The 12,352-nt window shown below is 72.7% G+C and carries 9 protein-coding genes and 2 pseudogenes; 4 read left to right on the top strand and 7 right to left on the bottom strand.

Annotated features, from left to right (window positions below):
* Nucleotides 1–2 precede the first annotated feature (2 nt).
* Entirely contained in the window at nucleotides 3–530 is a 528-nt protein-coding gene (locus AC067J_RS23050) for a hypothetical protein (protein WP_478302011.1), read from the bottom strand.
* Between the two features lie 209 nt (nucleotides 531–739).
* On the opposite strand from AC067J_RS23050, the gene AC067J_RS23045 reads away from it, so the two are divergent.
* Nucleotides 740–880 (top strand): hypothetical protein, encoded by a 141-nt coding sequence (locus tag AC067J_RS23045; RefSeq protein WP_478302009.1) that lies wholly within the window; start codon nucleotides 740–742, stop codon nucleotides 878–880.
* Between the two features lie 485 nt (nucleotides 881–1,365).
* Here the strand turns inward: AC067J_RS23045 and AC067J_RS23040 are convergent, their stop codons facing one another.
* The 4 genes and pseudogenes from AC067J_RS23040 to AC067J_RS23025 all read right to left on the bottom strand — a co-directional run bounded on the left by AC067J_RS23040 (nucleotide 1,366) and on the right by AC067J_RS23025 (nucleotide 5,053).
* Nucleotides 1,366–1,881 (bottom strand): terpene synthase family protein, encoded by a 516-nt coding sequence (locus AC067J_RS23040; protein WP_478302007.1) that lies wholly within the window; start codon nucleotides 1,879–1,881, stop codon nucleotides 1,366–1,368.
* Nucleotides 1,865–2,368, bottom strand: a complete 504-nt coding sequence (locus AC067J_RS23035; protein WP_478302005.1) for a hypothetical protein — start codon at nucleotides 2,366–2,368, stop codon at nucleotides 1,865–1,867. The genes AC067J_RS23040 and AC067J_RS23035 overlap by 17 nt, the downstream gene beginning before the upstream one ends.
* A 672-nt stretch (nucleotides 2,369–3,040) precedes the next feature.
* Nucleotides 3,041–3,373, bottom strand: a pseudogene (locus AC067J_RS23030) (transposase); the annotation flags it as partial.
* Between the two features lie 3 nt (nucleotides 3,374–3,376).
* Nucleotides 3,377–5,053, bottom strand: a complete 1,677-nt coding sequence (locus tag AC067J_RS23025; protein ID WP_478302003.1) for a hypothetical protein — start codon at nucleotides 5,051–5,053, stop codon at nucleotides 3,377–3,379.
* A gap of 706 nt (nucleotides 5,054–5,759) precedes the next feature.
* On the opposite strand from AC067J_RS23025, the gene AC067J_RS23020 reads away from it, so the two are divergent.
* Nucleotides 5,760–6,992, top strand: coding sequence for a PucR family transcriptional regulator (locus AC067J_RS23020; RefSeq protein ID WP_478302001.1), 1,233 nt, complete (start codon nucleotides 5,760–5,762; stop codon nucleotides 6,990–6,992).
* A 50-nt stretch (nucleotides 6,993–7,042) separates the two neighbouring features.
* Nucleotides 7,043–7,552: pseudogene (locus tag AC067J_RS23015) on the top strand (SDR family NAD(P)-dependent oxidoreductase); the annotation flags it as partial.
* 291 nt (nucleotides 7,553–7,843) lie between these two features.
* On the opposite strand, the gene AC067J_RS23010 reads toward AC067J_RS23015, so the two are convergent.
* A complete protein-coding gene (locus AC067J_RS23010; protein WP_478301999.1) occupies nucleotides 7,844–10,642 on the bottom strand; it encodes an FtsX-like permease family protein in 2,799 nt (932 codons plus the stop codon).
* Nucleotides 10,639–10,761 carry a hypothetical protein gene (locus AC067J_RS23005; RefSeq protein WP_478301997.1) on the bottom strand — a complete coding sequence of 41 codons (123 nt, stop codon included), beginning with the start codon at nucleotides 10,759–10,761 and terminating at the stop codon, nucleotides 10,639–10,641. Before AC067J_RS23005 ends, AC067J_RS23010 begins: the two co-directional genes overlap by 4 nt.
* 649 nt (nucleotides 10,762–11,410) lie before the next feature.
* Here AC067J_RS23005 and AC067J_RS23000 point away from each other — a divergent pair.
* Nucleotides 11,411–12,325, top strand: coding sequence for an AMP-binding protein (locus AC067J_RS23000; protein WP_478301995.1), 915 nt, complete (start codon nucleotides 11,411–11,413; stop codon nucleotides 12,323–12,325).
* Nucleotides 12,326–12,352: the final 27 nt, after the last annotated feature.

Below are 12,352 nucleotides of genomic sequence, written 5' to 3'. Positions count from 1 at the left end.
GCTCACAGCAGGATATGCAGGCTGACCGCGGCGGTCAGGGAGGAGTAGCCGGTCGTCAAGCAGACTAGGGGGTTGGGCGAGGGGCCGGTGGCGACCTGGAGCACCGTGGATCCCATGAACCGGCCTGCGGTGACGGTTCCGGAGTTGGTGACCACCAGTGTGCCGGCGATGTTGGACACCGCCCTGGTGTAGGCGTACGTGGTGGTCGAGCCGTCCGCCCAGGTGATGGTCTGCGTGCCGGGGGCGGTCGACAGGAGGTCGATGCAGGAGTAGTCGGGCACGATGACCTGCAGATGGGCGCTGCCGGGCAGGATGTCCTCGTGGCCGGGTGCCACACAGCCGATGTTGTAGGAGGAGTCGACGGTGACCTCGGTGTCCCGCGGCGTGGCGGTCAGCGGCGGGTTGTAGGCGTTGTGCACCGTGCCTTCGCAGGACACCTGGACGACGTGGGCCTGTGCCGGCGCGGGCGCGGCAAGGCCGATCAGGGCGAGCAGGAGTGCGACGACGATCAGTTGCCGTTTTCTGGACACGTTCCCTCCGGAACCATGGATGATTCACATGCTATGCAAATCATGGTCCGCCCCGGCATTCTGCCGGGGCTGGGGAAAAGTATGAGTCGTGACCGTTTCACATTCCAGCGCTGACGTTTTCGGCTTGGCGTGGAGAGGTGCGCACGGAGCGTATTGTCGGTCCGCGCGCCTTCCGTACGGGCCGGGCGCTCCGCCCGCGAAGGCGGGGCATGTGCTGTTTGCGCCAGTCCTGGCGGATGGAACGGGTCTGGATCCCGGACGAGGAGAGCAGCGAGACGTACGAGGCCGCGCACGAGAAGGCGTCGGTGGCGATCGGCGGCCGCCAGCTGAGCAGCGGCTCGCAGTGCTGATCGCCGGGTACGGTGCCCTCGTGCCGGAGAACACTCTGCTGACCGTCACCGGTACCCGCGCTCTGCCCGCGGCGGAGCGACAGGAGGCCACCAGGTCGAACTCGCCGCCGGCTTCCTGCGCGACTGGGCCCGCAGCATTGGGTCTGATGCCCGGGCGGTCGGAGACCTCGCCCGTGCCGCCTTCGGGGCGCTGCTCTCCTTCACTGAGGAGGGCGACAGCGAGGCCGAGGTGCGGGCCGTGTTCGACTTCCTGCGGACCGGCGGCGAGCGGATGCGGCGACGGCGCGGGCGAGGCTGCGGCCGCGCCGTCGCCGTTCATCCGGCCGGCGCGGGCTGGCTACCACCGTCGGGGCAGCTCCTGGAGGGGTCGGTGTGGGCCCGCCGCTTCAGCGGACCGGCGGACCAGGCGCCCCGCGTCAACTTCGCTCCCGGGCTCGCCCAGGCCAGTCGCACGCGACACTCAACCGGAAATATCAGTAGCGCCCTTACCGGATCTGTCGTTTGGCGATCTCGGCGGCGGCGACTTGGTCGGTAGACGGCAGCGGTCGAATGACCACCTCACCCGAGATGAACCGGCCGCCCTTGTGCTCCCGGCCGTGATAGCGCCTGCTGATCGCGTGAAACTCCGCGTTGCCGGACGCCAGGTGCTCCAGTTCCGTCACGTACCGGCGGACGTCCTCGCGCTGCCCGAGCGGGCCGTCCATCACCCGCGCCCCGGCGGCAATCAGCTTGCGCTCGTTGTCGCGCACCATCTGCGCCAGCCGGTTGAGGGCCTGTTGGAGCGTGAGCCCTTCGAGATGCATCAGCAGCCACACGGAATTGACCGTCTCCGAGATGTAGATCTCCTTGCGGAAGGAGTAGGGGTCGTTGACCAGTGTGATCGAGTCGATCGCGGCTGTGCGCATCTCCCGCAGGGACTCGTCCGCGGCCAATTCGCCAGTCATGTCCACGTCGATGGCGTATTCGGTCATCATCGCCGCCCACTCACCGTAGTTGTCCACCCGGGAACCGCAGGTCGGGACCGATGTCGGCCCAGTCGGCGATCAGACCGGTCAGCATCATGTCGTCGCGGCCGGCCGCGCCGGTCAGGAACGACAGGTAGTAGGTGAAGTAGCCGCTGTCGGCCGCCTTCATGTCCCGCCAGCTGTCGCGGTCCCGGTAGACCCACGCGGTCAGGCCGTTGGAGTGCGCGGCGTGGGCGTCGGCCTCGTCGCGCCGCTTGACGTCGAAGAACGCGAGGTCCGCCGCCACGTGCGCCCGGCGCGCTTCGAGGTCCGCAGGGAGCTGCGGCATGTCCCACAACGAGAGGATCTCGTGTTTCAGGCCGTTGCCGCTGGTCTCCTCGTACGCTGTGTGGCGAAGCCGACACCCCCTGCCGCGGACTTCACGGACCCCGTCGAGCAGGGCCCGCCCGTTGTCGACCATGTCGGCGCACTCCGTCATCCAGGGCGCGAACTGCTGTCCCCAGGCAGCCGGGTCGCTCCTCATCGCAGCCAGGGTCGCGTCCGGGTCATACACCCAGCCGCCGGGACGGTGCGAACCGGGGCTGTCGGCCAGGCGGCGGCGCACCGCGGAGACATGGGCCTCCAGAGCGGAGCCGGCCGCCCGCTTGCGGGTTCACAGCACCTCCAGGCGGGGCGCCGCAGGCTCGGCGGCCACAGGCCGGAACATTCGCGCGGCGGACGTGCCCATCCCGGTCGGCCCCGTGCAAAGGCGTCCCGGAGCCGCCTGGTCCGCGGGCCGGGACGGGCCCCGGGTGTGGACCCGCTGCGCCAACGGGGCGAGGAGGCCCAACCCGCACGCCGTCCGGTCCAGCTGCCCACTCCCCGGCGCTCGAAGATCGGGCAGTCCGTCTGAACCGTTCCTTCGAGGAGGAGGAGCCGTCGCTGTTCGGACTGCAGTCCATGGCGCCCGGCGCCGTCCTGGATGTTCTGCGCCGCCACGACCGCCTGGTGCGCACCGCCGTGTGGTCGACCGGGCAGGCCGTGGAACGCCGGGGGGACGCCCAGCTCGCCGGGCCGGACGACTACCAGCGCGCCAGCGAGACCGCCCAGCAGCTTGAGGACGTGGCCCGGCGCGACCGCGAAGACGTGCTGAGCGAGGCGCGAGCTGGGCGCCTTCCCCCGCCGTTGCCCTCCGAAATCGCCGATTCCGGGTTCAGTAGGCCCGCAACTCGGGTTGAGACAGGGATGCGAACGCTCCGAGGTAGAAGGCCCGTTTGAGCCCTTTGCTGCCCCGACGGGAGGGGTGTTCGCCTCGGATCGAGGGGTGACAGGCGTCAGACCCGGGTATGCCGCGAGGTGGCCGGCGTTCGGGAAGGCGCTCGCGTCGCCGACATCGACAAGGATCCGGGGCGGTCCTGTTCCCGATGCCGGGCATCGGGAACAGGACCGGGGAAGTCGGGTGGGCCTCCAGCAGTTCCTCGATCCTCGCGGCGAGGAGTTTGCGCTGGTCGAGGACTGCTGTGAGGGAGGTGGCGAGGCTGGGGACAACGTGTCAATACACCTGATTGGAGACCGTGCGGGACACCGGCATTCGGCCGGGCCCTCCGATCACTGCCGCGGGTCGGTCGGTGTCGAGGGTGAGGGTGGTGTCGCCGCACAGGATCGAACCGAGCATGCACGCGAGAAGTTTGCGGCTGACCATGAACTCCCAGGTGAGCCGGATGTAGATCTCCCGCCGGATCTCGACCGGGCTGTCGCACAGGGTCAGATGGCAGACCTCGTCGGACAGCCATGCCTGCTGCTCCGCGCAACCTGCGGCGTCGGGGGCTATCGCCGTGATGCGTCTGGCCTCCACCTGCAGGCGCGCGCAGCGTGAGCACGGCGAGTCGACCCAACGGACCACATCGGTGGTCCCGAGCGGGAAATCGGTCTTCAGGAAAGTTCGTAGGCCCTCGCGCAGCGGCTCGTGCGCAAGGCTCAGCTCGCCGAGGGCGGCGATCTCCTCTCCGCAGGCGCGCCAGCCGTGCATGGCCCATTCCTCGAGCGGGTGCCGGTAGGTGGTCAACGCCCACAACAGGGAGCTGCAGGCGGCTCCGGCGCTGGCCTTGTGGGAGCGGTGGTGCAGCAACTCCCATCGAAGCCAGCCCGCGATGCTGCGTTGGACGTGGTGGCACGCACCGACCAGATCGCCGCCGTTGTGCCGGAACACCTCCATCATCAGCACCATCGCGCTTTGCATAAACTCGCCGGTGCGGATCTCCGCGCCGGCGTCCTCGATGCGGTGGACGTAGCACTGCACAAGGAACGCGTCGGTGGGATCGAACCCGGCGGCGCGCCCGTCGTGGTGGTACTGCGGGAAACCGTGTTCGGCGAGTTCGAAGATGATGGGCCGCAGTGGGTGGTGACGCGCCATGCGCAGGTACCGGCGGTCGCGGGCGAGGTCGTAGCGCCTCTCCTGTTCGAGGTGCCGGACGATGTAGCCGAGGTTCAGCAGGGAAACGACTGTGCGGCTCCGCCCGGAGCTCGTGATCCGGTCGAAGACGCGCTCGATGTACGAGTCGTCTATCCCGAGGCCCTCCATCAGGTGGAGCCCGGATTCCCAGTAGAAGGTGAAGTCGTCCTCACATTCGGACAGATCGTCATTTCCGCTGGGGAAGAGGAGATTCGACACTGCGGTGTACGGGTAGACAAGGTTGGCCCAGACCCAGCCTTTCCCCATGGCGTGCTCGCCGAGCCTCCCGGTTGCGTGGCGGCGGTGGTAGTCGGAGGTCTTGGACGGGTCCGGAAGCCTCCCGACGCGGGAGAGGTAGCCCGCCCGTGCGGCCTCGAACGCACGGATCGTCTCTTCGTCGTGATACACGACCAGTTCGGAGTGCTCATAGAGGGTCAATCCGCAGAACAGGTACACCACGTACTCGCGCCACCGTGGATGCCGGAGGCAGGTGAGCACGACCCGGTTGCTGATGCGGGCACGGGTGTTGCGGGCGATGACCCAGTCATACCGCTGCCAGACCTCAAGCATCCGGAACGCGCATGTCAGGCGGTCCCGCCCCAAGAGGCCGATGAACCAGTCAACCGGCTCCTGGGTGCCGTAACCGTCCATATCGGCGAGCACCGCAGCCAGCTCGGCGGCCACGAACGCGTCCGTCGCGTCGGCGTCGGACGCTAGCTCCACCCCGTGCGCCGCGATCGCCCTGCGCAGCAGCCCGTCAAGATCCAGTACAGCCACTGCGTCCCCTTGTCGTCTGGGTCTGCGAGCGATTGCCCCCGCTGCGAGTGTTTGTTGTTCTGCGGCCGGGCGGGGGAACGGAACCCTGCGATCGTCGCTCAGCGTATCTATTCAGTGGCACCCTGTCGACATCTGGTGTGCGATCCGCCGCGGAAGGGAACTCCTCCGGGCCGACGGCGATCGGCACCGTCCCCGGCGCCGTCGGCTCCCAGGGCCGGTGGAGAAGACCATCGCCGCCCCTCGGCAGCTGGGCGCTTCCTGCCGGGCCGGCAGCAGGACCGGCACCGCGCCGGTCCGCAGTACCCCGTACAGCAGGACGGCCAGCGCGGTGCCGGGCGCGAGGGCCAGCGCCACCCGGGCGCCCGCCCGGACGCCGTGGGCGCAGCCCACCGACCGTCCGGCCGGAGAGGTCGTCCAGATCGGCGTAGGACAGCAGTTCGCCGTCCGATCGGAACAGCGGGAGCAACGGGTGCTGCCCAGCGGTGTCGTGGAGGTTGGTGGCCAGGCTTCCCATGCGTTCCCCGAGTCCTGTCGCAGCAGCGGTCTCCGCAGGTGACGATCTTCGCCCGGCCCGGGGCGGCGGGGCCATGGCGGTGCGGACAGCGTTCCCTGTCGCCGGGGACAACGGTGCCCGCCGCCCGGGGCCGGGTGCCCGTTCCAAGGCGTTCCCGCCTGCCGTCCGACACCGGTGGCCTAGGCTCGGGCCGTGCAAGGTGCAACGGCAGCAGACACCCCACTCACGGCGGTCGTGAAGGCCCTCGAAGCACGGCTGGAGGACATCGTGTCGGCCATGGCCGACCTGACCGTCCGCGAGATCCCCTTCTACCGGGGGCCGGCGGTCGGCCGGGAGGCGCTCTGCGCCGGGCTGCGCGGCAGCGTCGTTTTCCTCCTCACCCACCTCGCGCCCCATGGCGCCGCGCCCGCCGACGTGTCGGCCCCCGCCGCGACCGGGCGCGTCCGCGCTCAGCAGGGCGCGCCACTCGCCGACGTCCTGCGCGTCTACCGGCTCGGCTTCGCCTTCTTCTGGGAGCAGCTCCTCGCCGAGGCCCGGCACCGGGGTGAGGGAACCACGCAGGCCCTGCTGGCCGCCGCCTCGCGGATCTGGGCCCTGGCCGACACCTACTCCACCGCGCTCACCGACGCCTACCGGGAAGCGGCCGCCGAACGGATGGTGGAGGCCGACCGCCGACGCTCCGCCTTGGTCGCCGCCCTGCTCGACGGTCCCGGTACGGACGGCGAGGAGGTGTGGGAGACCGCCCGTCTTCTGGGGTTCCCCCCGCAGGGACGCTTCCTCGTCGCGGTTGCCGAGGCCCCGAGCCCCGGCGAGGCGCCGCTCCCCGGCCTCCAGCACCGCCTGCGCGCCCTGGATGTGGGAGCCGCCTGGCGCGCCCAACCGGGCTGTGAGGTCGGCATCCTGTCGCTGCCCGCCCGCGGCGAGCAGCACGCCGTCCTCGACGCCCTGCGCGCCGCGGCGGCCGGCCGCGTCGGGATCAGCCCCCTCTACGTCCCCCTCGAGCACACACGGCGCTCCCTGCGCCACGCCCAGGTCGCGCTCGACTCCCTGCCGCCCGGGCGGGCGGGCCTGCGCCAGCTCGACGACACCCCGCTCACCGACCTGGTGCTGGCCAATCTGGACAGCACCAGGCGCGCCGTCAACCGCGTCCTCGGGGGTCTGCTGTGCCTGCCCGACAACGAGCGCACCACTCTGCTCGCCACCGCACGGGCGTGGCTGCATGCCCGCGGCTCCGCGGCCGACGCCGCCCGCTCCCTGTACTGCCACCCCAACACGGTCCGCTACCGCATGCGGCGCCTGGAGGAGCATCTGCGCGGCTCGCTCGACGACCCCCTGGTCGTCGGTGAACTCGCCGTGGCCATTGACGCCCTCGGCGCTTTCCCCGCCCTCCTTCACGACCACCACGGCGTCCCCCGCACCACCTGACCCCGCCCGCCCGCGACGGCGGCCCCGCCCGCGACGGCGGCCCCGCCCGCGTGATGCGCCTGGAAGACCTGCGCGACCCCGCACACGTCGACTCCGCGGTGACGACCATCGACACCAACCTGCTCGGAACCATCCGGGTCATCGACGCCTTCACCCCCCACCTGCTCCGACGCGGCGCCGGCACCTTCATCACCGTCACCTCGGGCATCGCCTTCCTCCCCTTCCCGCCGATGCCCAGCTACGCCGCCTCGAAGGCCGGCGTGCACGCCTACTCCGAGGCGCTGCGCGCACAGCTGGAAGGCACCGGCGTCGGCGTCGTCGAACTCGTCCCCCCGACCGTCGCCACGGCGGGCCAGGAAAAGGTGAACCCGCGCGCGCTGGCGCTCGACGCCTTCGCCACCGAGGCCGTGCAGCTGCTTTCCCAGGACCCCACGCCCCGCGAGATCCTCGTCGAGGGCGTCCTCATGCACCGCTGAGCCGAGCGCGACGGCACCTACGACCGCCTCGTCGCCGAGCTCTCCCGGGCCCTGTCCGTGCTGCTCCCGAGCCACCGCGGCTGACACCACCGCGCACGGACCGACCGGCGGGCAGGGCGTCGGCGGCACGCGCACCCCACACAGGCCGTCAGGCCGAACCACTCGCGGGCAGCGGCCGCGACCCGCCCGGAGCAGGGCCCGGAGCGCCGGCTCCGAGGCCTGCGACAAACGCCTCTGTTCCCGCGGGCGCCGCGCACGCCGCCCTCGACGGTTTCCTCGCACCGGCCCCGCAGGCACTTGACGTCGCGTGGCTGCCGACCGTCTGGGCGGGGGCGCGAGGACGCCCGGTACTGGCCCCGTAGGGGCGGCGGCCGGTCAGTCGTTCCGGCGGGCGAGCGGCACGCGGGAGCGGGTGAAGGCGGCGGCGATCAGCCCGGCGAACAGGGGCAGGCCGATGACCAAGGCGGCCAGTGCGGGCCATGGGACGACCAGAGGGCCGCTGCCGATCGTGAGCGATCCGGCGCCGCCGAAGCCGGCTTCGAGGCCGAGGGCGGGAAGCCGTTGGAGGGCTGCTGCGGGTACCAGCCCGGACAGGCCCCCGACAACGGCGCCCATCGCCGCGATCAGGGCGCACTGGAAGGCGGACAGCCGACGCCGGATCCGGGGGGCGGCGCCGACGGCGGCCAGGGTGGCCAGGTCCCCCTTGCCGTCGGTGACCGCCAGGCCGGTGGCTATGGCGGCGGCGGCGATCGCCACCGCCGAGGCAGCGGCGGCGAGCCCCAGTGCGAGCGTGTCCCCGGAGCCGGGCCGGTAGCCGCGTTCCACCGCGAGGCTGCCGGGACCTGTTTGGGCCACCGCTGCGGTGGCCTGCTGCTCCTGGGCCGGCGTCAGGGCGCGGGCGGGGCGCCAGAGCGACTCGTGGCCGACCGGGAACAGCTCGAGCGCCTCGGCGGCCGCCGGCGGCAGGACCACGCGGGCGGCCCGGACGGGGCCCGCAGCGGCGACGGCGGGCAGGCTGATGGTGCTGAGCTGGTTGCCCTCCGGGCCGCTGACACCGTACCGGGTGAGCTCCAGGACCACTTTGCCGTCCTGGAGGTAGCCGGGGTCCGACACGACGGCCTGCCCGCTCGCCAGGGCGCGGACTGCGGCGGGCGAGTCGACTCCGAGCATGTTGTGCAGAACGGCCGCATCGCCGCTGATCACATCCCGCATGCCCTGAGGCTCGGGGGTGGTACCGGCGCAGCGGCGGGGCTGCCCGTACAGTCCGGCCGGTCGAAGGCATTCATGGCCGGGGGCGGGGAGCGCCCTCACCCGGCCGCAGAACGAGCCGGGCGTGCCGTCGCACGCCCCGTAGGTGAGCGTGCTGAGGTCGGCGCGCGGTCCCAGCCCGGGCACCGCCCCTTCGACAGCCGCCCGCAGCTCGGCGGCGCTGTGCTCGGAGGCGGCCGTGGCGGCGTTGCCCCTGACAGCGACGGCCCGCAGGTGCACGGCGCCGGTGGGGGCCGAGGCCACGTACGCCGCGCGGGCGGCGGCGTCGCCGCTGGCCTGGACGGTCAGCACAGCGGCCGCTCCGGCGACGGCGGCCATCACGGCGGCGACCGCCGGAGCGGTGCGCCCGCGGTGGCGGGCGGCGTCGCGCAGCGCGAGGCGGGGGACGAGCGGAAGGAAGCGGCTGAACCGGCCGAACAGGCTGATCAGCAGCGGGGTGCAGGCGATCAGGCCGAGTTCGGCGAGCACCGAGCCGACCAGCACCGAGTACGCGCCGACCCCGACGAGTTCACCGGCCAGGGCGACGGCCGCGCCGGTCAGTGCGATCAGCGCGCCGACCGCGGCGAGCCACTTCGCGGGGGGTTGGGCGGTGATCCGGCCGGTGAGGGCGGCCGACACGGGCTGCCGGGAGGCCTGGACTGCCGGGACGACGGCGGCCAGCACGGCGGCACCCACCCCGATCGCCATGATGCTCAGCAGGTCGGCGCAGTTCAGCGCGAAGTGGCCGAACCGGGTCCCCGACCGGTCCTCCAACCAGGGACGGCCGGCCAGCGCGGCCGCCGTGCCCAGCACCACGCCGGCCCCCGCACCGGCGCCCCCGAGTACGACGGCGCCGCCGAGCACCACCCGGCGGATGTGGGCCCGATCGCCGCCCGCGGCGGCGACCAGGGCGAGCTGGCGTCGGGAGCGGCGGGCCCCGACCGCGAACGCCGGACCGGCGAGCAGCACGATCTCCAGCAGTGCCAGGCCGACCGCGGTGGCCGCGACGGTCCTGGTCCGGAACGCGGCCGCGGTGTCGGCCGGTCCGGCGGCGCCGCGGTCCGTGGTGGAAGGAGGCGGGTCGGCGAGGACGGTCCGCGAGGCCACGGTGAAGCCGAACGCGTTCGCGTGCTGTACCGCCTCCCAGGTGAAGGCGGCTCGCCCCGGCAGGGCGACCAGGAAGTCACGGGCGCCGGGCGTGTCCGCCGGATCTTGCGCATCGGGCAGGGCGCGGAGCAGCCCGCTCAGCTCGCCGGGCCGGCCGATCAGCCGCTTCGCCGCCAAGTCCCCCGGGTACTCGACGGCGGCGGTGATCCGCAGCGCCACGGTGGTGCCCTTGAGGGTGGTCTCCTGGCCGACCGCCAGGCCTGAGTCGGCCAGGAAGCCGGTGGTCGCCGCGACCTCGAAGGGCTCGGCCGGCCAGGCGCCCCGGCGCAGCGCGGCGATGCCGGCCGCCAGCGGGTCGCGTAGATCCGCCCCCCAGACCTGTACCCGGTCCTGACCGTAGGCGGTGCTGGCCAGGTGGTACCCGGTCGGCGCCTCGATGGGCAGCACCCTCGCCCCGGTGGGCAGCGCCTGGGCGAGCAGCCGCTCCAGCGGCTGGACGCTACGGGCCTGCTCCTCGGTGGTCGGCGTGGGCTTCGGTCCGTTCTGGGACAGGATCGAGACGGTGCCGGCCGACGGGTCCGGCCCCTGCTCCAGCTGCCATCCCGGCCGCGCGCTGGTGCTGACGTACGCGTCGGCGGCGCCCATCAGGCGCGAGCTGCGCTCCTGCGCAGTGAGCTGGGTGCTGCGGGCCACGATGTCCGCGCCGGTGACCGCCATCACGGGCAACGCGATCATGGCGATGATCAGGGCGCTACGGCCCTTCGCACGCAGCGCGTCACGGCGTGCGATGCGCAGGGCAGCCCGCCATGCCGCGCTCATCGGCGCTCCCCGGTGGCCTCGGCGACGGGTGCGCAGCAGTCCTGCCCGGCGCCCTGCGGCCGGGCCGCCCCGTCCACAGGCAGGACGGCCTTCTCCCGGGCCGAGTGTGCGGCTGTCACGGTCTGCTCCCTCTCCCCGGCTGCCACCCGGGGAACCGGGCACAACGAAGCTGTCGTCCCAGGTGCGAACCGGGTACCAGGACCCGGGGCGACACCTTTCTGCTCCGCCCGGTCGGATCCGACCGGGCGGACCGCCCCTGGCGGAATGCATACCAGGTATGTATATCCGGGTGTGCGCGAGGCTTCAAGCGGCGGCCGGGCTTCCGGCCGGCCGTACCCGGAAGACAGCCCCTCCGGGCAGCAGCCCGACCCCAGGGTGCCCCTGCGACGGCTCCTCGGCCCCTGCTCGCCCTGGCACCCGAGGGGCTGCGGACGCCCTCCGGCACTGGCGCCTGCCCTGAAACCGCGACAGCAGCGCTCCCGGCGCCGAACCGGTGGCCACCATCGCGGGCGCGGACCGCGCGGCCGCGTCGGCCGGCCCCAGCAGATGATGCCGATTTCCGCAGGGCGGCGGCCTCGTCCCCACGGCTGAACCACCCTCTCCCGTCCGGGGTGTTGTTGCGGCCCACAGGAAACGTTGTCGGTGTCCACAGGGGGCCGGTCGGTGCCTCGCCATCAGGATGGACCCGTCGGTCCGGCGTCCCTTGCAGCGGCCCGGGCCGCTGCAAGGGACGCCGGACCCTGCGGGATCCGTATCAGGGAAGAAGAGATGAGCAACCTCGCCACCAACTTGAAGGACTCGGCCGGGCAGTACCTCGGGCGGCCGGCGGTCCGCGCCGGCGACATGGTCCTCACCTATGCCGATCTGGACGAACTCAGCGCCCGTGTGGCCGGCGGGCTGCTCGCGCACGGCGTGCGGCCCGGCGACCGGGTGGGCATCGTGCTGCCGGACGTCGCCGCGTTCCCGGTGCTCTACTACGGGGCCCTGAGGATCGGTGCGGCCGTCGCCGTCGCGGATCCCGGCCCCTGCCCGCGCCCGGTACGGCGCCGGACCTGGTACCGCCGTGCGCGGATCGTGTTCGCCGCCGGCAGGGCATGCGGTGCCGCGCAGACAGGCCGGGACCGGGACGGGTGGCAGGTGAACGTCGGCTCCGACTTCCTGGACCAGGTCGCCCAATGGCCCCAGCACGCGTCCCTGGTGTACCGGGACGACGACGACACGGCCGTCGTCCTGGAACACTCCGACGGCACGCGGGCGGAGGAGGAGCAGGATCACGAGGTCGAGCTGACGCACGGCCTGATGCGGGAGGCGGCGTTCGTCGCCGCCACCGTGCTGCTCGACCTGGTGCCCGGCGACACCGTCCAGGGCTGCCTGCCACTGTTCCACCCGCTCGGTCAGTCGTGCGGCCTCAACGCGGCGGTCCTCGCCGGCGCCTGCCTGTCCCTGCGCCCACCCGGCCCGCCGGGCCGACGAGTCGTCTGCGGCCGGGCCGCACGGCGGACGTTCTCCACCGCCGCCGCGCCCCTGTGCCCGGACACCCCCGACGTGGCCGGCGTCCGCCCGCGGGCCCGCGGCAGGACCGCGACGGCACCCGGTGCGCCCTGCACGAGTACCCGACCCCTTGCCGGGACCGGCAGGGACGGACGCCGCCGCTCCGGTGCCCCCGCGGAGTGCAGGCCGTGACCCACCACGAGCCCGCCCAGGTGCCCT

Source organism: Kitasatospora sp. NPDC042419 (assembly GCF_056437345.1).
The sequence above is the reverse complement of the archived record's forward strand: the minus strand, read 5'-3'. Positions and strand labels throughout refer to the sequence as shown.